This is a genomic window from Tersicoccus solisilvae, assembly GCF_014643255.1.
Classification (GTDB): Bacteria; Actinomycetota; Actinomycetes; order Actinomycetales; family Micrococcaceae; genus Tersicoccus; species Tersicoccus solisilvae.
In genome coordinates, this window is the sequence record NZ_BMJI01000003.1 from 149382 (window position 1) to 170778 (window position 21397).

Genomic DNA, 21397 nt, shown 5'->3' on the forward strand with positions numbered 1-21397 from the left:
GGTTCCTCACCCCGCCGGCGTCCCCGCCAGCACCTCCCGCGCCAGCTCGACGACCGCCTGCGCCCGCGACGTCAACGCCAGCCGGTGCGGCCACGCGACCACCACCCGTTCCGCGCGCGGTTCCGGCGTGATCGGCAGCGTCACCAGCCGGCGGCCCTCCGCACTCGTCTGCACCGCCGCCCGCTGGAACTGCACGCCATAGCCGAGATTGCGACCCACCAGGGAACGCACCAGCTCGATGTTCGTCGTCCGGTGCGCCACCTGCGGGCGCACCCCGCGTCGCCGCAGCAGCTCCAGCGTGTTGGCCCCGCTCGGCGGCAGGTCGAGCAGGATCAGCGGCTCGTCGGCCAGGTCCCGCACATCGACCGCCTCCTCACCCGCCAGCCGGTGCTCGGCCGAGAGCACGACGCGCGGTTGCGCCTCATACAGCGGGCGCACCTCGAGCTCGGTCGGCAGCGCGACTTCGTACGCGATCACGACGTCCAGCTCCCCCACCGCCAGCCGCGCCACCAGCTCGTCCGTCGTCCCCTCGGTGACGCTCAGCTCCACGCCCGGATGCCGCTCGGCCAGCCGCGCCCACAGCTCGGGCACCACGGTCGGCGCGAGCGTCGAGTAGCACCCGACGGCGACCGGCCCCACCGGCTCGCCGTCGTGCTCCCCGATGGTCAGGCGCAGCTCGCTCGCCTGCCGCAGCAGGTCCCGCGCCCCGTCGAGCAGACGGACTCCGGACGGCGTCAGGGTCAGCCCGCGAGCCCGACGACGGACGGCCAGCGTCGCCCCGAGGACGGACTCCAGCTCACCGACGGCCGAGGCGACGGCGTTCGGCGTGACGTACGCGTGCTGCGCGGCCGCTGCGAACGACCCGTGCTCGGCCGCGGCGACGAAGAGGTCGAGTTGCCGGAGGGTCAGCCGGGCGTCGAGCACGACGTCGGACGGAGACGACTGCAGGTCCGGCTCCGCGCCCGTACCCTGCGATGGCTTCATCAGCAATCTCCTTGCGTTTGTTGAGCAGAAACAGTCAGTTGCACTGTAGTTGAGAGCTGGCTCACAGTGGAGGAGAACATCCGGTCGCCGTCGACCGGACCGGAGGAGCCACCATGATCGTCGCTGTCGAAACAGAACCCGGCACTCGCACGACGTCGTCGTCGGCAAGCCTGATCTGGGCGTTCCACGCCGACTTCACCGCCTACGTCGAGCGCCTGGCCGACGGTCGCGTCGACGTCTCGGGCGGCGCCGAGCGCACGGCGGACGGCCGCTTCCGATTCCCCGTCGGCATCGCGCGGGGAACCTGCTTGAAAGGAACCGGCGCCGTCCACTGGACCGGCCACCACGGCCTCCTCGCCGTCACCCTCGCCGACCCCGCGATCGAGCACTCCGGGCCGGTCGTCACCATCACCGACCCTTTCTCCCCCGCCGAACGCATGGTCCTCGCGCACCTCGGCGACCCCGAGGAGACCGAGACCGGCCGGCGGTACACGCGACCGATCCTCACCGAGTCCGGCGCCGACCTCTTCATGGACCACTACCCCGCTGGCCTCCCGCTGGCCTCGCTGGAGATCGAGGACGCCCGATGACCACCATCACCGACGCCTCCGTCGCCGACTGGGTGTCCATCCCCGAGCTCTACGCCGATCCCTTCCCCACCTTCGAGCGGCTCCGCGCCGAGGGCGGCGTGCACTGGGTCCCCGCCGTCAACCGCTACCTCGTCACCTCCTACGCCGCCGTCCACGACACCGAGCTGGACCAGCAGACCTTCTCCGCCAACGAGAAGGGGTCGCTCATGATCCGGGCCATGGGGCACTCGATGCTGCGCAAGGACGACCCGGAGCACGCCGTCGAGCGTCGCGCCTGGCAGCCGGTGCTGCGCCCGTCGGTGGTGAAGAAGGCGTGGCTGCCGATCTTCGAGCGCAACGCCGAGCGCTACCTCGAGCTGCTGCGGGAGAAGGGGCCCGGCGCGGACCTGGTGTGGGACTTCGCCGCGCCCTTCGCCGCCGAGAACCTGCGCGCCATCACCGGCCTGCACAACGTCACGCAGGAGGACCTGCAGCGCTGGAGCCAGACGCTGATCGACGCCACCGGCAACTACGCCGACGACCCGGCGGTGTGGGCGCGGGGCGAGTCGTCGTTCGACGAGGTCGACGACGCGCTGGACGAGATGATCGGCTGGCACCGGCGCCACCCCGACAGCTCGCTGCTCTCCGCCCTGCTCGCCCTGCCCGGGGAGCAGATGCCGATCGAGTCGATCCGGGCCAACCTGAAGATGACCATCGGCGGCGGCCTCAACGAACCGCGCGACGCGATCGGCGTCGCCGCCTGGGCGCTGATGCGCGACCCGGACCAGCGCGCCCTCGTCGAGGCCGACCCGTCGCGGTGGAACGCCGTGTTCGACGAGGCGATCCGCTGGGTGGCGCCGATCGGCATGTACTCGCGGCAGACCACGCGCGACGTCGACCTGCAGGGCGTGCGGCTGCCGGCCGGCGCGAAGCTGGGCATCTGCCTGCTCTCGGCCAACCGCGACGAGCGCCAGTGGCCCTCGCCAGAGCGGTTCGACCTCACCCGCAGCGGGCAGGGCGCGCACCTGGCCTTCGGCAAGGGCGTGCACGTGTGCCTGGGCGCCTGGGTCGCCCGCGCCGAGGTTGCCGACGTCGCGCTGCCGGCGCTCTTCAAGGCGCTGCCGGGCTTGAGCCTGCACCCCGAGCGGCCCGCCGTTCCCGGTGGCTGGGTGTTCCGCGGCATGGACGAACTCCCGGTCACCTTCGACACGGCGACGCCGGCCGGCGCGCCTGGCTCTCGCGCCGCCGCGGGTGCCTCCCCCGCCACCTCGGCGGCTCCGGCACCCTCGTCGGTCGCCGGGCCTCATGTCGCCATCATCGGCGCCGGCCCCGCCGGATGCTACACCGCCCAGGCCGTCCTCCGCCGCCTGCCCGGCGCGCGGGTGACCGTCTACGACGCCAGCCCCACCCCGTACGGCCTCGTCCGGTCCGGGGTCGCCGCCGACCACCAGGGAACCAAGGCGGTGGCCGACCAGTTCGCCCGACTCTTCGAGCGCGACGGCGTCCGCTTCGTCGGGTCCACCCGCGTCCACACCGACCCCGTCGCCGAGGACGTGGTGCTCCGAGGCCGGCCCGCGCAGGACGCGCCCGCGGTCCGTTCGCAGGACGCCGCCGGCGCCGAGCTCACCCTGCAGCAGCTCCGCGACGCGCACGACGCCGTGGTCGTCGCCACGGGCCTCACCGGTGACGCGCCGCTCGACATGGCCGGTGCGCTGGTCAACGGCGCACCCCGGCCGGGGGTGTTCGGATCCGGGGAACTAACTCGGTTGCTCAACGCCGACCCCGCTTCCTGCACCGGCGAGTTGCCCACCCTGGGCCGAACCGCCGTCGTCGTCGGCATGGGCAACGTCGCCATGGACCTCATCCGGCTGACCGCCAAGCGCGCCGAGCACCTGGCCGACTCCGATATCCACGACGAGGCGCACACCGCGCTGACCGACCAGCTGACCACCCTGCACGTGGTCGGGCGGTCCCAGCCGGACATGGCGAAGTTCGACCCGGTGATGCTGCGGGAGATCGTCGAGCTTCCCGGTATCGAGCACGTCGTCCATGGCGTCAACCTCGCCCAGCTCGAGGCCGCCGGCGATCCGCGGTCGGAGCTGATCGCCGACCTGATCCGCTCCGGTTCGTCCGGCGCAGACGCCTCACTCCGAATCGAGTGGTGGATCGGCTACGTCCCCGCCGAGGTGCACAGCGATTCGCAGTCGGGACGCGTGTCGGCACTGACGATCACCGCGTGCGACAAGGCCGCCAACGCGTCCGCCCGGCTCGACGCGGACGCCGTTGTCACCGCCATCGGCTTCCATGCCTGCGCGGACGACCTCGTCGGCTCCCTCGGCGCCCTCGACGAGCGGATCCGGGACACCGGCCGGATCGAACCGGGTCTATACGTGGCCGGGTGGGCGCGCCGCGGCCCGCGGGGCACGATCCCCTCCCAGCGCACCGACTCCCGCGAGCTGGCCGAGACCATCGCCACCGACCTCGAGACAGGGAGTCCTTCCCAGCCAAGCGGCCCAGCACGTGGCTACATGACACTCGCTCCCTACCTGGCGCGCGCGACCGACTGGGCCGGCTGGCAAAGAGTCGACACCGAGGAACTCGCCCGCGCCACCGAAGGCCGGGTGCGCGGCAAATTCCGCGACGCCCGTGAGCTGCGGCTACTCGCCTCCGCCGCCATCAGCACACCCGAGCGCGCCGCCGAAGGGGCATCAGCGACGGTCGGCGCCGCGGCGACCCACCTGCCACCACTGACCGTGCTGTTCGGCACCGAGTCCGGCAACGCCGAACTTGTCGCCGAGGAACTGGCCCGCCACTTGGCCGACCGGTTCACTGTCACCGTCCGCGATATCGGATCCCTCCGCACCACCGACGTTGCCGCGGAGCTCGACCGCGCCGTCCCGCACCTGCTGATCTGCTCCACATACGGCGACGGCGAACTGCCCACCACCGCCCATGGATTCCACCGGGCCCTCCTCAACCAGCAGCCGGATCTCACCGGCCTCCGTTTCGCGGTCTTCGGACTCGGCGACCACTCCTACCACGCCACCTACTCCCGCGGTTCGGAGATCCTCGACGAGGGCCTCCGCCACCTCGGCGCAGAGCGCATCGGCCACTACGGCCGCCACGACGCCGCAAGCGGGGAAAGCGCAACAAGAGTGGCCCGATGCTGGGCCGACAGCGCTCTCGAGAACCTTGAGACCGAGGTGGCGCAAGAGCTCTGAGATATCAAACCTCGGGCGCCACGCGAGCGCACTTCAGAGGACCCGTCCTTGCCGCCTGCTGGCCTCGACGCGCATCCATAGGGCTTGGCCGACACCGTCGACGACGGATCGAACTGATAGCTTTACCTCTATGCCGACTGACCGCGTTGCGGAGACGCTATCAACGCTGCGATCGTTCATGGAAGAGCGCAACTGGCCTCAATTTCATACTCCGGAGAATCTCGCGAAGAGTATCGCGATCGAAGCAGGAGAGCTTCTCGAGTGCTTCCAGTGGAGCGCAGAAACCGATCATGACCGGATTCGCCACGAACTTGCAGACGTAATGACGTATTGCTTCTTGTTGGCAGATAATCTCGATTCCGACCCAATCGATCTCATCTACGCCAAACTGGAAATCACGAGTAGCAAATATCCCGTGGAGAGGTCACGCGGTCGGAGCGCCAAGAGTGACCAACTTTAGAGTCGAAAACTTGAGCTTGGACTTGGACGCCGTGTCAGCATGGGGAAAGGCATCGGTCGAGCATAGAAATTGGCCAGTCGTGTACACCCTCAACGGGCAGAACGAAGTGTATGTCGGCGAGTCATTAAACGCTGCGGCTCGCCTGAAACAGCATATCGCTGCGGGCCGTTCACACTTGCGAGTGGTGCGAGTTCTCATAGATAGCACCTTCAACAAGTCGGTATGTCTCGACCTTGAATCCTTCTTGATCCGCATGTTTGCGGGCGATGGGAAGTTCGCGGTGACCAATCTTAACGAGGGAATCACGAACGCCGATTACTACAATCGACACCTGTATCAGGAAACCTTCGATGAAATCTTCAATCGATTGAAGGATTCCGGTCTATTCACTCGGACCATACCGCAAATTGAGAACTCCGATCTGTTCAAGCTCTCACCTTTCAAGGCGCTGACCAGCGACCAAGCCGGCGCTGTCAATGACATACTCGAGGGGCTGTTCAAGGATATGGAGACCGAGACCTCGAGCGTCATCGCGATCAAAGGCGAGCCCGGAACGGGTAAGACTATCGTTGCGATCTATCTGATGAAGCTGCTCAGGGACATTCAGTTGCGTCGCGACCGCGGCGTCATCGACAGCGACTCCATATTCGCAGAGTACTTCATCGAGGGATACGCCGAACTGCTGGCAGGGCTTCGACTTGGCCTCGTTGTACCACAACAGTCTCTTCGACAATCGATTCGCAAGGTGTTCTCGAAGACTCCTGGTCTGGACGCGACTATGGTCCTGAGCCCTTTCGAAGCTGCCCTGTCGACCGAGCAGTTCGATCTGCTGATCGTCGATGAGACTCACCGCCTGTCTCAGCGAGCGAACCAGTCTTCCGGAGTACGGAACAAACAATTCCAACAGATTAACGAGAAGCTATTCGGCGAGGACAATTACGACCTCACGCAGCTCGACTGGCTCCAAGCCGTGAGTCGTCATCTCATTCTTCTCATCGACAGTGAACAAACTGTTCGACCCTCTGACCTTCCCACTGAGCAACTCGGCCGCGTACTCGACACGGCGAGAACAGAAGGCCGGATCTACCAACTCCTTAGCCAGATGCGCGTCAATGCAGGCGACGACTATGTTGCCTACATCCGCCGGATATTCGACACCGAAACCGCCGCTCTTCCGAGACTCAAGAACTACGAGTTCATTCTATTCGATGACTTCAAACGAATGAAAGATCACATAGAGCGAAAGAATAAGCAATTCGGGCTCTCGAGATTGGTCGCCGGATACGCTTGGCCCTGGTCGAGCAAGAAAAACCGAGAGCTCTTTGATATAGAGATTGAAGGCTCCAGACTGAGATGGAACTCTACAGACAAGGACTGGATCAACTCGCCGAACTCTAAGAATGAGGTCGGATCCATTCATACCGTCCAAGGATACGACCTAAATTATGCAGGGGTAATCATCGGTCCGGAGCTAAAGTTCGACAAGAACCTACAGCGCATTGTCTTCGATAGGAGCAACTATTTCGACAAGAAGGGCAAAGAGAACAATCCGCGCTTAGGCATCAACTACACCGATGCAGATCTGCTGCAGTACGTCAAGAACATCTATGCTGTACTGATGACGAGAGGAATGCGCGGAACCTTCGTGTATGTATGCGATCCGGAACTACGTTCATTTCTCCAGTCCCGTATCCCCACCACTATCCAGGTTGATCAAGATAGATCGCTCCGGATGTAACCCTTGAGTCAAGGTGGACGTCTCTACACCCTTGCGGCACGTTCCGCATCCAGAAAGGTCTCCTGCGCCGGTGCACTGCGACCGGAATGCAAGCAGCGTATGCAACAAAAGAAGGGCCCCGCCGGCGCTGGCAGAGCCCTTCTCATTTTGGTGGAGCTGAGGGGACTCGAACCCCTGACCCCCTGCATGCCATGCAGGTGCGCTACCAGCTGCGCCACAGCCCCATCGTCACCGTGCACAGCCCGGATCGAGACCGTTATCCGTGCCGCGGCAACTCCAGAAGTCTATCCAATGAACTCCCGAGTAACCAAATCGGAAGGGCCTCAGCCCTCCTCGACCACCACCGGCTCCGGCAGGCTCCCCGCGTTGTGCTCCGCGAGCCGCCAGCGCAGGCCGCGGGCGGCCTTGTCCGGGCCCATCTCCTCGAGCATCGACCAGTTGCAGTTGGCCAGGCCGGACAGCACCGACCACGACCCGTGCGGCAGTCCCAGCATCGACGTGATCGCCACGCGCGCCGCGCCGCCGTGGGTCGCCAGGACCAGCAGGCCGTCGTCGGGCACCGAGGCCAGGTGCTCCTGCACCGACGCGCAGACCCGCGCCGCCACGTCGAGCCGGCTCTCCCCTCCCCCGGGCACCACCTCGACGTCACCCGTGGTCCATGCGGCGGACTCCTCCGGGAACTGCTCGTTGATCTCCGCGAACGTCAGACCCTGCCAGCGCCCCGCATTGGTCTCCCGCAGCCGCTCGTCCAGCGTCACCGGCAGACCGGTGAGCCGACCCAGCGCCTCCCCGGTCTTGCGGGCGCGCGTCAGGTCGGAGGCGACGATCCTGTCCGGGTTCAGCGCCGCCAGCAGCCGCGCCGACGACTCCGCCTGCGCCTCCCCGACCTCGTCGAGGTCGATGTCGGTCTGCCCCTGGAACCGGCCGGCCACGTTCCACGGCGTCTGCCCGTGCCGCCACACGATGACGCGGCGGCCGTTCGCGGCGTGATGGCCGCCGGCCCCGTGTGATCCGGCGCCGTGAGATCCGACCGAGCTCACGCCCGGGGCTCGTCGTCGCCGGAAGGCGAGGTGAGACCCAGCTCGGCCGGGTCGACCAGGGGACGATCAGAAGAGGCAGCACCAGCCCGCTCCTGACCCGCCGGCACGCTCGCGTGCGCGTTCAGCTCGGCCGAGATGTCGATGACGGGGCTGTCGTTCCACAGCCGCTCCAGCGCGTAGAACACCCGGTCCTCCTTGTGCTGCACGTGCACGATCACCTGCGCGTAGTCCAGCAGCACCCACCGGCCCTCAGACCGGCCCTCGCGCCGCACGGGCTTCTCTCCCAGCTCGGCCAGGGCTTCCTCGATCGCGTCCACGATGGCGTTGACCTGCCGCTCGGTGGACGCCGACGCGATGAGGAACGCATCGGTGATGGCGAGCCGCTCGCTGACGTCAAGCGCGACGACGTCGTTCGCCTGCTTGTCGGCGGCGGCCCGGGCAGCGGCCCGGACGAGGGAGATGGAGAGGTCGGTTGCGGTCACGGAACTCCTTGAAGGAAACGAGTGAAGAGAACTCAGCGGAGGAACATCATGGCGGCCAGCACGGCCAGGCCGACAACGACGATGGCGGAGGTGCCGATCAGGGCGGCTACCCACGGGCGACGGCCCTGCCGGGCGGTGCGGGAGTCGAGCGGGTCGAGACCCGCGGCGTCGGCCGCACCGACGGGCAGGGGCGGTGCCGAGCTGATCGACGACGGTGTCGTCGCCTCGACATCGGACGCGGACACCGGCGACGCCGGAGCCGGAGAGGACGACGCCGTCGCGCCCGACTCGAGCAGGTCGGCCGTCGGCACCCACCCGGTGGCGGGACCGGGAGCGGCGTCGGACTCGTGGTCGGGCGTCGTCGGAACAACAGCGTCGGCGGGCGCGCCCGGCGTCCCCGGCAGCGGCTGCGCCGTGCCGGTCTCCGGGTCCACGGTGAGGAACAGCATCGAGGTGCTCGGCGGGGCGAGCGTCGGGAAGTCGAACGCGGGGTCGTTCTGGTACCGCAGCGGGGTGACCGCACCGAGGTTGTGCGGCTCGGTCAGCTCGACCGGCGGCACCAGGTCGGACGCCACCGGCGCATCGGTCACGGCCGGTCCGGCGGGCGTCCCCCGCTGGGCGGCGTTCAGCGCCGCGGCACGGGCGGCCAGGGCCTCCTGCTCGGCGCGGACCTGCGGGTCCACGTGCTCGGGCCCGGCGTGCTCGGCGCCCTCATGCTCGCCGTGCGCCGTGGCAGGAGCAGTCGACACCCCGTGCCGGGACAGGCTGACCGCGTGCTCGCCCGCCTCACCGGAGAGCTCGGCCATCCGGGCCTCGTACTCCTCCCGGGTCAGCGCCGCTCCGGCACCGAAGGCGACCCCGTCGGCGTCGACGTCGGACGCGTCGGTGGCCGACGGATCCGACGGAGCAGCGCCGCGAGCCGCCTCCTCGGCGGCGCGCTCGGCCGCCCGCCGCTCACGGCGGGTCAGGTACTGGACGGGCTGGTTCGGGTCAGTCATGCGGCACCAGGGCATTCTGCGGGGTCGCGCCGTCGAGCACGGGCCGCCCGATGCCGGAGTCCGCGCCCGCCACCTCCGCGGTGTACAGGCCGTACTTGGCGATGTACTGGACGACGCCGTCGGGCACCAGGTACCAGACGGGGTGGCCGCTGCTCACGCGGGCGCGGCAGTCCGTCGAGGAGATCGCCATGGCGGGGATCTCCATCAGGGAGATGTCGTCGCGGCCGATGTTGCTCAGCTCGTGCCCGGGCCGGGTGACCCCGACGAAGTGGGCGAGCGACCACAGCTCGTCGACGTCCTTCCAGGACAGGATCTGCGCGAGCGCGTCCGCCCCGGTGATGAAGAACAGGTCCGCGTCCGGGCGCAGGGCGTGCAGCTCACGGAGCGTGTCGATCGTGTAGGTGGGGCCGGGCCGGTCCACGTCCACGCGGGAGACGCTGAACCGCGGGTTGGACGCCGTCGCGATCACCGTCATCAGGTAGCGGTGCTCGGCGGGCGAGACGTCCTGCGTGGACTTCTGCCAGGGCTGGCCGGTGGGGACGAAGACGACCTCGTCGAGCCCGAACACGGACGCCACCTCGGACGCGGCCACGAGGTGGCCGTGGTGGATCGGGTCGAACGTGCCGCCCATGACGCCCACCCGGGCGCGGTGCCCGGGGAGGGAGACGTGGCCCGGCGTGGGGACGGGCGAGTTAATGGCGCTGCTCCCGGTGGTGCTCCGCCGGCAGGGTGCGCTGCGGGTCCACGTGCTCGTCGTGCGCGTCGTGGCGCATGCCGACGTTGGTGAAGGACACGGTGACGAAGAGCAGCAGCAGGAAGATGCCGAAGATCACCAGCATGACGACCGGGGCCGGGGCGATCGTCGGGGCGGGGGCCTCCTCGGCGGCGGACAGGACGGCGGTGGCCATCGAAGTGAGCATGCTCTCCCTGCTTCGGGTCGGGTACGGGGACGAGGACGGGGGCACCCGGCTCGACCGGGTTGCCGCCCACGTCGGGGGGACGGTCCCCATCCTACGTCGCGGGGCCCTGCCGAGCGGCGAGCGGGTCGCCGTCGTGGCGCGGACCGGCGCCGCCGTCGCGGGCGTCGCCGACGGTGCGGTCCCGGCCGACGGACAGGCCCACGACCACCTGCACGACGTTGACGCCGACGAGCACCAGCACCGGCACCGTCCAGGCACCGGTCGCGGTGAACAGGATGCCGACGACGGGCGGCCCGACGGCGGCCAGCAGGTACCCCACGGACTGGGACATGCCGGACAGCGACGAGGCGTCCCGGTGGTCCGCGGCGCGCAGCCCGATCAGGCTGAGCGCGATGACGAGGGAGGCCCCGCCGCCGAGTCCGGCGATCAGCGCCCAGACGGTCGCCAGGTCCGGCGCGAGCAGCAGGCCCATCAGGCCTCCGCCGGTGAACACCGGGGCGAGCGCACTGGGCAGCCGCTGGTCGCGGCCGCGCAGCAGCAGGGGGACGAGGAAGCTGGAGGCGACGCCGACGAGCTGATACGCGAACAGGTCCCAGCCGGACTCGACGTCCCCGTGCCCCCACGACCGTTCGATGGTGGGCAGCCACGTGACGATGACGTAGAAGTTGACCGACTGCAGACCCATGTACGCCGTCACCTGCCAGGCCAGCGGCGAGCGCCACACGCTGCGGCGCGGTCGGGTGGCCGCAGCGGCGCGTTCGCCTTCACCGGGCTCGTCGCCGGCGGGCTCGACGGCGGGCTCGTCCACCGCGGTCCGCGTGCGCAGGTGCGGCAGCCACAGCAGGATCGCCGGGACGACGAGCAGCGCCCACGTGCCCAGGCCCAACCGCCAGCCGGCCTCGTCGCCGTCGGGCAGCCGGAGGTGGGACAGCGGCACCGCCAGACCCGCGCCGACCGAGGCGACCGCGCCGAGGACCGCCGAGTAGGCCCCGGTCAGCTGCGGGACGTGGCCGGGAAACTCCCGCTTGACGATCGAGGGCAGCAGCACGTTGCCGACGGCGATCGCCGCGCCGATCAGGAAGGACCCGATCCACAGGCCGGCCTCCCCGAGCAGGCCCCCCGTCGGCAGGGACCGGATACCCGCCCCGACCAGCAGCAGGAACAGCGCGGCGAGCACGGTACGGGCGGCGCCGAACCGATTGCCGACCGCCGCGGCCACCGGCGAGATCACGGCGAACGCGAGCAGCGGCATCGCCGCGAGCAGGCCGAGCCCGGTGGGCCCCACGCCCGTCTCCGCGCCGACCTGGTCGATGAGCGGGCCCAGCGCCGTGAAGATGGGCCGCAGGTTGGCCGCGATCGCGAGGATGCCGACGACCAGCAACCACGCCGGCGGCCGGCCACGCAGGTGGCCGGCCGCTCGCGTCGTCGCCCCGTTCGTGGAGGTGCGGGCGCTCATGCCGCGCACCCCCGGGCGGGCGGGGACGCCGTCACGGGCGCACGTGCCCGTCGCCCGTCACGATCCACTTCGTCGTCGTCAGCTCCGCCAGCCCCATCGGGCCGCGGGCGTGCATCTTCTGCGTCGAGATGCCCACCTCCGCGCCGAGCCCGAACTCGCCGCCGTCGGTGAACCGGGTGGACGCGTTGACCAGCACCGCGGCGGCGTCGACCTCGGCGACGAATCGCTCGGCGTTGGCCAGGTCGTTCGTCAGGATCGCCTCGGTGTGCCGGGTGGTGTACGTCTCGATGTGCTCGATGGCCGCGTCGAGCGAGTCGACGGTCGCGACGGCGAGGTCCAGGTCGATGTACTCGGTGGCCCAGTCCTCCTCGGTGGCCGGCTGGCTGGGGACGTCGGCGGGCAGCGCGGCGGCGACCCGCGCGTCGACGTGCAGCCGGACGCCCGCCTCGGTCAGGGCCCGCAGCGTCGCCTCGAGGCCGGTGTAGCCGGGGTGGACGAGCAGCGTCTCGACGGTGTTGCAGGTGCTGGGCCGCTGCGTCTTGGCGTTGAGGACGATCGGGGTGACCATGTCCGGGCTCGCGGAGGCGTCCACGAAGATGTGCACGTTGCCCTCGCCGGTCTCGATGACGGGCACCTGCGCGTTGCGCACGACGGTCTGGATCAGGGAGCGGCCGCCGCGCGGGATGAGGACGTCGACCTTGCCGCGGGCGCGCATCAGCGCGTTGGCGCCGGCGCGGCCGTGCTCGTCGATGGTCTGCACGGCGGTGGCGGGCAGCCCCTGGGCCGTCAACGCCTCGCCGATCAGCTCGACGAGGGCCGCGTTGGAGTGGGCGGCCGCGGTGCCGCCGCGCAGGATGACGGCGTTGCCGGCCTTCAGCGCCAGCCCGGCGATGTCGACGGTCACGTTGGGGCGGGCCTCGTAGATGGCGCCGACGACGCCGAGGGGCACGTGCACCTGCCGCAGCCGCAGCCCGTTGGGCAGGGTCTGGCCGCGCACGACCGAGCCGACCGGGTCCGGCAGGGACGCGAGGTTCTCCAGCGCCTCGGCGAGGCCGACGATGCGCTCCGGGGTCAGGCGCAGCCGGTCCTGCAGGCTCGTGCTGACGCCGTTGGCGTCGGCGTCGGCGAGGTCGCGCTCGTTGGCGGCGAGGATGCGGTCCTGATTGGCGATGAGGGCGGCGCCGATGGCGCGCAGCGCGGCGTCCTTGGTGGCGCGGGTGGCGCGGGCGAGCCCGCGGGAGGCGGCCTTCGCGGCGTCGGCGATCTGGTCGATCGCGGCCGCGGTGGCGTCGTCGACGGCGGCGGCGCTGTTCTCGGAGGCCGTGCTCTCGCCTTCGACAGCCGGTTTCGGGGCGTCGCTGTTCCCGGTCCCGGAAGAGGCCGTGCCGGAGTGCTGGGTGAGCGTCGTCATCCGCCCAGTCTATCGAGGCGGAGCCGCCCCAAGCATGGGTGGCGTCACACGCTACGCGTGCCGACAAACCTTGGCCGAGCCCATCGCCGTCAGGCTCGCGGCAGGGGCCGCCGAGGGCGTCGGCCTCGTCACCGCTTGGAACCAACTCCGCTAGGAACGTTCCCGGAGGCCTCCGAGCTGCTGGCCGCCGCCGACCGGTTCAATGCACGAACGGGCAGCCGCTTCTAGCTGAATCCAGCGATTAGCTTGGTTGCAGCTAGACGGCATGAAGTAACTCCTACGGTTTGAAGGGGTTGCCGGCCGCGCGATATCTGCCGAGCGTTGAGCGGCGGGCTTGATGTGCACGCACCATCCGTCGCGAAGCGGCGGCTGACGGGACTCTAGCCAGCAGCCCACGAGCTGCGGCACACTGACCCGCATGACTGGGGAGCGCAGCGAAGACGATTGGGTGAAAGTCCTCATCGGGGCGATCGAGACTGGCGTGCCTGTCGACCCTGGCGGCGAGAATCTCGGCATTCTCGACGGTGAATTTGACGAAGATCGAGCGGTGATCGCGCCGACAGACGAACTTCTTAAAGGATGGGGCTCCGAGCGCACCGTCCCCGCAGCCGCTGTACGTCGAGCGGTCTTGAGCCGCGAACTCACGGCAGATCCGCACGGTCTGCAGATTTACGCCGTCCGTATCGTCGGGTCCCTCGATCTCACAGGTGCGCGCCTCGGTCACCGCCTCGTCTTCGCCCGCTGTCACTTTCCCCAAGGTATCCGCGGTCGGCAGCTACAGGCGGCGGGGTTGAATATCCCCGGCTGTCGGACAGCGGAAATCGATCTCGACGGCGCTCATCTCGACAACGACGCGTTTTGGGCCGGGTTGACCGCGGCCGGGCAGGTGCGCGCGGTTTGTGCGCACATCGGCGGACAGCTCAATCTGAAGAAGGCGACTCTGTTCAATCCCGACGGGATTGCTCTCGGCCTCGACGGTGCTCGGGTGGACGGTGTGCGCACATCGGCGGCCAGCTAGCCCTGCAGAAAGCGATCCTGTCCAACCCTGCTGGGTACGCGCTCAGCCTAGACAATGCTCGGGTGGACGGTGACGCGTTGTTGGCCGGGTTGACCGCGACCGGGCAGGTGCGCGCCCCCGGTGCGCACATTGGAGGCCAGCTGTACCTGCGGGAGGTGGCGCTGTCCAACCCCGATGGGGACGCGCTCAACCTCGACCGTATCCAGGTAGACGGTGGAGCGTTTGGGGCCGCGTTGACCGCGACCGGGCAGGTGCGCGCCGTCGGTGCGCACATCGGCGGGCGCACATCGGCGGCCAGCTAACCCTGGAGAAGGCGGTCATGTCTAATCCCGACGGGATTGCTCTCGGCCTCGACGGTGCTCGGGTGGACGGTGGAGCGTTCTGGGACGAGTTGACCGCGACCGGGCAAGTGCGCGCCCCCGGTGCGCACATCGGCGGCCAGCTAGCCCTGCAGAAAGCGATCCTGTCCAACCCTGCCGGGGACGCGCTCAGCCTCGACAATGCTCGGGTGGACGGTGGAGCGTTTTGGGACGGGTTGACCGCGACCGGGCAGGTGCGCGCAATCGGTGCGCACATTGGAGGCCAGCTGCACCTGGAGAACGTGGCGTGTCACTCCCTTCCCTCCGATGGAACTGTCGGAGGCCTTCACTTGCAGGGTGCGGTGATCGATAGCCTTTTCGTAGGACGAATACAAGCAGTTCTGGATCTGCACTTGGCTCACATTCAGGTGCTCGTTCTCCGGGACAACAACCCACCCCCAGCAGTGGAGGCGACCGGCTGGGCTCTTACCAGCCTCCGGCTCATCGCTGTGCCCAGCGGCCAGAACGGCCGGGACGTCATTCTCACCAAGTGGCTGGACAGACAGGAAGTCTTTGTGCCACAGCCGTGGCACGAAGCTGCGGATGCGCTGGCCCGCGATGGTCATATGGAGGAGGCGACCCGGTTGCGGATCGCCGCAGCGAAGCGGTCTACCGAGCAGCTTCGACCTGCTGGACGGCCGACGAGAAGATTCCGCTCGATCTATGGTTGGGTCACTGGGCGGACACGGTGGCTGCTGCGCCTCGGCTACGGGACCGCCGTCGGATTCGGGTACCGGCCGCTACGCGCTGGGATCTGGCTCGCCGCCTTCGGGCTCGCCACAATGCTGATCGCTGGCCTCGGAGCCTCCCAGTTGGAGCCCTCCCGCCAGGCCCGGCCGTTGGACATTGGAACCTCGGCGCAAACCGTCGCCCAGCACGGTCCCCTGACCGGTGCCACCGAGTGCGAGGCCGCCCGCGCGGGCTGGGACTACCCGTGCCTGAACAAGGTCCTGTACGCCGTCGAGACCGCCCTTCCCGTCGTCGGCACTGTGCAGTCCTCGGCATGGGTGTGGGGTCCCGGCGCATGGTTTCCGGCGCTGATCATCACCGCCCTGAAAGCGCTGTCATGGCTGTTCACCGTCCTGCTGCTGGGCGGGGTCACCAACCTGCTACGCAAGACCTGATCACCCGCGCCGCGGATCCGCTGACGCGGGCTCGGGCGGCCAGTGGTTGCCACACCCGAGACACGGGCCGCGTGGAGGTCACCGTCTCAAAGGCGGTCGGATGCCAGCTACACCCGGCCCGGCGCCACCCACCACCTGGCGGACGACGTCGAGCTGACCGCCAACGGGCGGTCATCCCGCACGATTCACCGCTCAAACCGCCATCCGTCGCCGGGCACAACCCGGTCGTCGGCGTAGCCCTTGACATCATGGACTCCCCGAGCCTCGAGGTTGCAACCGCCGGCGCCGCCTCGCTTTCTCTGGCCATCGAGAGAGGCTGGTCCAGCTACGCCCATCTCTTGACGACCTTCCGCGAGGCATCCCGCTCAGTGCGCCACGGCCTCCACGGGAAGCCCGGGGATCCCGACCCGGGTCGCGTAGACGCTGCCGGCGTCGGGCTCCGCGTCGTCGGGCAGGCCCTCCCGGGAGGTCGTGATGTAGAGGGTGCGCAGGTCGTCCCCACCGAGCGTGCAGGCGGTGGGCTGGCTGACCGGCACCTCGATGCGCTGCGTCAGCGTGCCCTCGGCGTCGTACCGGTGCACCTGCCCGCTGCCGTTGACGGCCACCCATACGGCGCCCTCGGCGTCGACGCACAGCCCGTCCGGCCGGCCGCTGCCGGGTCCGTCCCCGCCGTCGACCTCGACGAACGGCCGCCGGTTCACGAGCCGGTCCTCGACGTTGTCGAACACGTCGATCCGTCCCGTCGGGGTGTCCGCGTAGTAGGCCAGCTCCCCGTTCGGCGTGAAGCCGAGGCCGTTGGAGACGGTGACGGCGGGGTCGGTCGTCTCGATGGTGCCATCCGCGCCGATCCGGTACAGCCTGCCGGCACCCTCCGCCTGCTCCAGGTGCATGCTGCCGGCGTAGAGGGTGCCGTTCGGGGAGACGCCGCACTCGTTGAACCGGGTGTCCTCATCCGCCCACATCGGGGGCAGCAGCCGCAGTTCGCCGTCGTCGGCGTCCGTGACCGCGAGCTGGTGCCACAGCCCGACGACGAAGCCGCCGCTGGCTCGCGGACGAACGAACGCGGCGAGTCTGCCGACGTGCCGGCGGGTGATGCCGTCGTCGGTGAAGGTCAGCAGATCGCCGGCGAACATGTCCACCCAGCGCAGCCCGCCCCAGGTCGGCGACCAGATCGGCCCCTCGGCGTGATAGGCGATCGGGCCGGTGATGTTCCGCAGTTCGCTCATGGAACCATGCAACCACGCCGGCGTCAGGCAGCGGCGTCAGGGCCGACTCAGGCCAGGACGAGGTCGTTGACGTGCACGACCACCCGCTCGTAGTCCTGGCCGAGCTCCTCCCCCAGCTCGAACGTGGTGCGGCCGAGCATCTGCGGCAGTTCCTCGGAGTCGTAGTTGACCAGGCCGCGGGCGATCACCTCGCCCCGGCGGTCGGTCAGCTCCACGGGGTCGCCCGAGGCGAACCGCCCCGTGACGTCGACGATGCCGGCGGGCAGCAGCGAGCGGCGCCGATCGCGGACCGCCCGGACGGCGCCGTCGTCGAGCACCAGTCGCCCCCGGATGTCGGCCAGGTGCGCCAGCCACATCAGCCGGATCGGGTGCCGGTTGCCGGTGGTGTGGAACCAGGTGCCGACCGGGTCCCCGCCGAGCGCCGCGGCGGCGTACGCCGTCGAGGTGACCAGGGCGGGGATGCCGTTGGCGGCGGCCATGGTGGCCGCCTGCACCTTGGTCGCCATGCCGCCGGTGCCGACGCCGGCCGCCCCGGTGGTGCCGATCGTGATCGCCTCGAGGTCGGCCGGGCCGTGCACCTCGGGGATCCGCTGGGCGCCGTCGGCGGGCGGCCCGTCGTAGAGCGCGTCGACGTCGGAGAGCAGGATCAGCAGATCCGCGTGCGCGAGGTGGGCGACGAGGGAGGCGAGCCGGTCGTTGTCGCCGAACCGGATCTCGTGGGTGGCGACGGCGTCGTTCTCGTTGACGATCGGCAGCACGTTCAGCGCCAGCAGCCGGGTCAGCGACCGGTGGGCGTTCTGGTACTGGGTGCGCCGGATCAGGTCGTCCGCGGTCAACAGCACCTGGCCGGTGATGATGCCGTGTTCGCCGAACGCCCGGGTGTAGCGGGCCATCAGCAGGCCCTGTCCGACGCCGGCGGCCGCCTGCTGGCTGGCCAGGTCCCTCGGCCGGCGGGTCAGTCCGAGCGGCGCGAGCCCGGCGGCGATGGCGCCGGAGGAGACCAGGATGATCTCCTGCCCGGTGAGCTTCGCGGCGGCCAGCGTGTAGGACAGCCGGGTCAGGGCGGCCTCGTCGATGCCGCCGCCGATGGACGTCAGGGACGACGAGCCGACCTTGACGACGATGCGGCCCGCGGTGGGGACCTGCCCGCGGGACGTGATCGGGCTGCGACGCAGGCTGACGCTCACGCGCCGTCCTCGTCGCCGGCGTCCTCCGTACCCGTCCGGTGGTCGGTCCACAGCCCGGCGCGCCGCTCGGCCTCGAGCTCGTCGCGGGCGGCCTGCTTGGCATCCATCCGGTCGTGGAAGTCCTGCCGCTTCTGGCTGCGGGTGGGCCGGGTCTCGGCCTCCAGCAACCGCTGATCGGTGCCGCGCGGGCCGGCGAGCAGCTCGGCGCCCGCCACCATGGTCGGCTCCCAGTCGAACACGACGCCGTCCTCGCCGCCGATGACGACGGTGTCCCCCGGCTTCGCGCCGGCCTTGAACAAGCCGTCCTCGACGCCCAGCTTGGCCAGCCGGTCCGCGAGGTAGCCGATGGCCTCCTCGTTGGCGAAGTCCGTCTGGGCGACCCAGCGCTCGGGCTTCTCCCCGCGGATCCGGAATAGCGGCTTGAGGCTGCGCTCCTCGCGGGTGATCGCGTACTCGCCCCGGCCCCCGCGGCCGCCGCGGTCCACCGGCCTGGGCCGCAGGACGACGCGCGGCGCGGCCGGCGTCTCGGCCCGGTCGGTGCGGGCACCCTCGACGATCTGCGCCATCGCGAAGGACAGCTCGCGCAGGCCGTCGTGGCTGGCGGTGGAGATCTCGAACACGCGGTAGCCGCGGGCCTCGAGGTCCGGCCGGATGAAGTCGGCCAGCTCGCGGGCCTCGGGCACGTCGATCTTGTTCAGGGCGACCAGCCGGGGCCGCTCGTTCAGGGGCACGACGTCGCCACCGGGCCCGGCGAAGCTGGCGTCCACCGCGTAGGCGTCCAGCTCGGCCTCGATCGCTTCCAGGTCGCTGACCGGGTCACGGCCGGGCTCCAGCGTCGCGCAGTCGAGGACGTGCACCAGGGCGGCGCACCGCTCGACGTGGCGGAGGAACTCCAGGCCCAGGCCCTTGCCCTCGCTCGCGCCCGGGATCAGGCCGGGCACGTCGGCGACGGTGTACCGCGTCTCCCCGGCCTGCACGACGCCGAGGTTGGGGATGAGCGTGGTGAACGGGTAGTCGGCGATCTTCGGCCGCGCGGCGGAGAGCGCGGCGATCAGGCTGGACTTGCCGGCCGAGGGGAAGCCGACGAACGCGATGTCGGCGATGGACTTGACCTCGAGGACGAGGTCGCGGGCCTTGCCCTCGATGCCGAGCAGCGCGAAGCCGGGGGCCTTGCGCTTCGGGGAGGACAGGGCCGCGTTGCCGAGGCCGCCCTGGCCGCCGGACGCGGCGACGAACTCGGCGCCCTCGCCCACCAGGTCGGCGAGCACCTCGCCGTCGACCGACTTGACCACGGTGCCGTCGGGCACGGTCAGGATCAGGCTCTCGCCGGCGGTGCCGTCGCGGTGGTCGCCCTTGCCGGGGCCGCCGTTGCCGGCGTGCTGGTGCGGCGCGCGGTGGTAGCCGAGCAGGGTGGTCGTCTGCGGATCGACGCGCAGGACGACGTCGCCGCCGTCACCGCCGTTGCCGCCGTCGGGGCCGCCGAGCGGCTTGAACTTCTCCCGGTGGATGGAGACGCAGCCGTGGCCGCCGTTGCCGCCGGAGACGTGCAGGACGACGCGGTCGACGAAGCTGGCCACGGGTCTCCTTCCGAGGAGCTGTACTGAAAAACGAGGGTGGATACGCGTCAGGGCAGGCCGCGTACGGCCTGCCCTGACGGGGAAAGCGTGGTGGTGCTGCGGAGATCAGACCGCGGCGACGTCGGCGGCGACGATGTCCACGACGCGGCGGCCGCGGCGGGTGCCGAACGCGACGGAACCAGCGGAGAGGGCGAACAGGGTGTCGTCCTTGCCGCGGCCGACGTTCAGGCCCGGGTGGAAGTGGGTGCCGCGCTGACGGACGAGGATCTCGCCGGCGTTGACGGTCTGGCCGCCGAACCGCTTGACGCCCAGGTACTGGGCGTTCGAGTCACGACCGTTGCGAGTGGAGCTTGCGCCCTTCTTGTGTGCCATTGCTAGTGCCTGCCTTCAGGGAGTGACGGAGCGGACCGGGTGCTCAGGCGATCGAGGTGATCTTCACGCGGGTGAGGTCCGCGCGGAAGCCCTGACGCTTCTTGTAGCCGGTCTTGTTCTTGAACTTCTGGATGGAGATCTTCGGGCCACGGAGGTTGCCGAGAACCTCGGCCGTGACCTTGACCTTGGCCAGCTCCTGCTGAGCGGAGGTCACCTTGTCACCGTCGACCAGAAGGAGCGCGGGCAGCTCGATGGTGCTGCCTTCGCCGCCGGGCAGGCGATCGAGGGTGACGAGGTCGCCAACCGAAACCTTCTCCTGGCGCCCGCCAGCACGGACAATCGCGTACACCACGTGGGAACTCACTTCTCTCGACAATCTCGGACAAAAAGTCTTGCGGCACTCCCCGGCAGGGGCGGCCGATGTGCGGCGGGGCAGGCGGCACGCGACCCGGCATCGTGTTGAGGGATCGCGGTGCACCGACTCGAGGCCCGGCACCGACTACTCAGGATACGTCACCGGCGGTGACGGGAGCAAATGCAGGCGGCCGACGGCGAGCCGCCTCAATCGCCGGGGTCGGAGGGCGCCCGATTCATGGTGCCGGCCTCGCCGGCCTCGGGATCGGCGCCGACCCGTGCGAGAGCGGCCAGCTCGTCGCGAACGATGTCCATCGCCCACCCGTCCCCGTCGGCAGGGTCCGCCATCAGCAGGTGGATGGCCAGCCCGTCGATGACGGCGTGCAGGCGGCGGGCCTGCTGTTCGGTCCACGGTCCGCGGGGCCGGTGCGTGAGGAGGCCGACGACGGCGTGGCAGGCCTCCCCCAGCTGGTGATAGGCGTCGTCGCGGATGCCCGCCAGCTCCGGCAGGGCCGGCGTCTCGGCGATCAGGGCGATGTTGACCTCGAGTTCCGCTCGGCTGTCCGGGGTCAGGGGAAGCAGCTGGCGGATGACCTCGAGCGCGTACTGCTGCGGGTCCTCCACCGGAGGGAGTTGCCGGATCCGGTCACGGGCGCGCTGCACCATCAGCGCCGCGGAGAACTCGAGCAGCTCGGCTCGGGTGGGGAAGACGTGCCGGAGTGATCCGACGGCCACCGACGCCTCGTCGGCGACCGTCCGGACCGACACCGCGCCGATGCCCCGGTCGAGGATGACCTGCCACACCGCACGCGCCAGCTGGGCCTTGCGGGCGTCCGTGTCGATCCGTCGAGGCATGGTGGCAGATTAGCACGGCTGTACTACCATAACTTTCTAGCACAGT

Annotated in this window: 21 protein-coding genes and 1 tRNA gene; 7 read left to right on the forward strand and 15 right to left on the reverse strand. The window is 69.7% G+C overall.

The annotated features are described in order from the left end of the window. Window positions 1-6 precede the first annotated feature (6 nt). Window positions 7-984, reverse strand: a complete 978-nt coding sequence (locus IEX22_RS04790; protein ID WP_188666937.1) for a LysR family transcriptional regulator — start codon at window positions 982-984, stop codon at window positions 7-9. Between the two features lie 113 nt (window positions 985-1097). Between IEX22_RS04790 and IEX22_RS04795 the strand changes: the two genes are divergently transcribed. The 4 genes from IEX22_RS04795 (at window position 1098) to IEX22_RS04810 (ending at window position 6972) form a co-directional block, all read left to right on the forward strand. After that, window positions 1098-1574 carry an HtaA domain-containing protein gene (locus IEX22_RS04795; protein WP_188666939.1) on the forward strand — a complete coding sequence of 159 codons (477 nt, stop codon included), beginning with the start codon at window positions 1098-1100 and terminating at the stop codon, window positions 1572-1574. Further along, window positions 1571-4774 carry a cytochrome P450 gene (locus IEX22_RS04800; RefSeq protein ID WP_188666946.1) on the forward strand — a complete coding sequence of 1068 codons (3204 nt, stop codon included), beginning with the start codon at window positions 1571-1573 and terminating at the stop codon, window positions 4772-4774. Before IEX22_RS04795 ends, IEX22_RS04800 begins: the two co-directional genes overlap by 4 nt. A gap of 130 nt (window positions 4775-4904) precedes the next feature. Beyond that, window positions 4905-5234 carry a nucleotide pyrophosphohydrolase gene (locus IEX22_RS04805; RefSeq protein ID WP_188666948.1) on the forward strand — a complete coding sequence of 110 codons (330 nt, stop codon included), beginning with the start codon at window positions 4905-4907 and terminating at the stop codon, window positions 5232-5234. Between the two features lie 79 nt (window positions 5235-5313). Beyond that, window positions 5314-6972, forward strand: a complete 1659-nt coding sequence (locus IEX22_RS04810) for a DNA/RNA helicase domain-containing protein (RefSeq protein WP_229659775.1) — start codon at window positions 5314-5316, stop codon at window positions 6970-6972. 148 nt (window positions 6973-7120) lie between these two features. On the opposite strand, the gene IEX22_RS04815 is transcribed toward IEX22_RS04810, so the two are convergent. The 8 genes from IEX22_RS04815 to IEX22_RS04850 form a co-directional block, all read right to left on the reverse strand. Further along, window positions 7121-7196 (reverse strand) — tRNA-Ala (locus IEX22_RS04815). Window positions 7197-7295: 99 nt separating this feature from the next. Continuing rightward, window positions 7296-8012 (reverse strand): histidine phosphatase family protein, encoded by a 717-nt coding sequence (locus tag IEX22_RS04820; RefSeq protein WP_188666952.1) that lies wholly within the window; start codon window positions 8010-8012, stop codon window positions 7296-7298. Next, window positions 8009-8494 carry a ribosome silencing factor gene (gene rsfS, locus IEX22_RS04825; RefSeq protein WP_188666961.1) on the reverse strand — a complete coding sequence of 162 codons (486 nt, stop codon included), beginning with the start codon at window positions 8492-8494 and terminating at the stop codon, window positions 8009-8011. The genes IEX22_RS04820 and rsfS overlap by 4 nt, the downstream gene beginning before the upstream one ends. 32 nt (window positions 8495-8526) lie before the next feature. Then, window positions 8527-9492 carry a hypothetical protein gene (locus tag IEX22_RS04830; protein WP_188666963.1) on the reverse strand — a complete coding sequence of 322 codons (966 nt, stop codon included), beginning with the start codon at window positions 9490-9492 and terminating at the stop codon, window positions 8527-8529. After that, the gene (gene nadD / locus IEX22_RS04835) at window positions 9485-10123 is read right to left on the reverse strand and encodes a nicotinate-nucleotide adenylyltransferase (RefSeq protein WP_229659776.1); all 639 of its coding nucleotides are present in this window, start codon (window positions 10121-10123) and stop codon (window positions 9485-9487) included. Before nadD ends, IEX22_RS04830 begins: the two co-directional genes overlap by 8 nt. A 61-nt stretch (window positions 10124-10184) precedes the next feature. Next, a complete protein-coding gene (locus IEX22_RS04840; RefSeq protein WP_188666965.1) occupies window positions 10185-10412 on the reverse strand; it encodes a hypothetical protein in 228 nt (75 codons plus the stop codon). 91 nt (window positions 10413-10503) lie between these two features. Beyond that, window positions 10504-11868, reverse strand: coding sequence for a CynX/NimT family MFS transporter (locus IEX22_RS04845; protein ID WP_188666967.1), 1365 nt, complete (start codon window positions 11866-11868; stop codon window positions 10504-10506). A gap of 31 nt (window positions 11869-11899) precedes the next feature. Then, entirely contained in the window at window positions 11900-13279 is a 1380-nt protein-coding gene (locus IEX22_RS04850; protein WP_188666969.1) for a glutamate-5-semialdehyde dehydrogenase, read from the reverse strand. A gap of 418 nt (window positions 13280-13697) precedes the next feature. Between IEX22_RS04850 and IEX22_RS04855 the strand changes: the two genes are divergently transcribed. From IEX22_RS04855 to IEX22_RS04865, 3 genes are all read left to right on the forward strand, one after another. Beyond that, entirely contained in the window at window positions 13698-14297 is a 600-nt protein-coding gene (locus tag IEX22_RS04855; RefSeq protein WP_188666971.1) for a hypothetical protein, read from the forward strand. 62 nt (window positions 14298-14359) lie between these two features. Next, complete coding sequence (locus IEX22_RS04860; RefSeq protein ID WP_188666973.1) at window positions 14360-14599, forward strand: hypothetical protein; 240 nt, start codon at window positions 14360-14362, stop codon at window positions 14597-14599. Between the two features lie 17 nt (window positions 14600-14616). Further along, window positions 14617-15780, forward strand: a complete 1164-nt coding sequence (locus tag IEX22_RS04865; protein WP_188666975.1) for a hypothetical protein — start codon at window positions 14617-14619, stop codon at window positions 15778-15780. Window positions 15781-16145: 365 nt separating this feature from the next. Here IEX22_RS04865 and IEX22_RS04870 read toward each other — a convergent pair whose 3' ends face one another. The 6 genes from IEX22_RS04870 to IEX22_RS04895 all read right to left on the reverse strand — a co-directional run bounded on the left by IEX22_RS04870 (window position 16146) and on the right by IEX22_RS04895 (window position 21351). After that, on the reverse strand, window positions 16146-17006 hold the full coding sequence (locus tag IEX22_RS04870; protein WP_188666977.1) for an SMP-30/gluconolactonase/LRE family protein: 861 nt from the start codon (window positions 17004-17006) through the stop codon (window positions 16146-16148). Between the two features lie 47 nt (window positions 17007-17053). Next, entirely contained in the window at window positions 17054-18193 is a 1140-nt protein-coding gene (gene proB / locus IEX22_RS04875) for a glutamate 5-kinase (RefSeq protein WP_188666979.1), read from the reverse strand. Further along, window positions 18190-19770, reverse strand: coding sequence for a GTPase ObgE (gene obgE / locus IEX22_RS04880; protein ID WP_188666981.1), 1581 nt, complete (start codon window positions 19768-19770; stop codon window positions 18190-18192). The genes proB and obgE overlap by 4 nt, the downstream gene beginning before the upstream one ends. Before the next feature lie 105 nt (window positions 19771-19875). Next, entirely contained in the window at window positions 19876-20142 is a 267-nt protein-coding gene (gene rpmA / locus IEX22_RS04885; RefSeq protein ID WP_188666982.1) for a 50S ribosomal protein L27, read from the reverse strand. 43 nt (window positions 20143-20185) lie between these two features. Beyond that, window positions 20186-20494 (reverse strand): 50S ribosomal protein L21, encoded by a 309-nt coding sequence (rplU, locus tag IEX22_RS04890; protein WP_188666983.1) that lies wholly within the window; start codon window positions 20492-20494, stop codon window positions 20186-20188. A 209-nt stretch (window positions 20495-20703) separates the two neighbouring features. Continuing rightward, entirely contained in the window at window positions 20704-21351 is a 648-nt protein-coding gene (locus tag IEX22_RS04895) for a TetR/AcrR family transcriptional regulator (protein ID WP_188666985.1), read from the reverse strand. Window positions 21352-21397 lie beyond the last annotated feature (46 nt).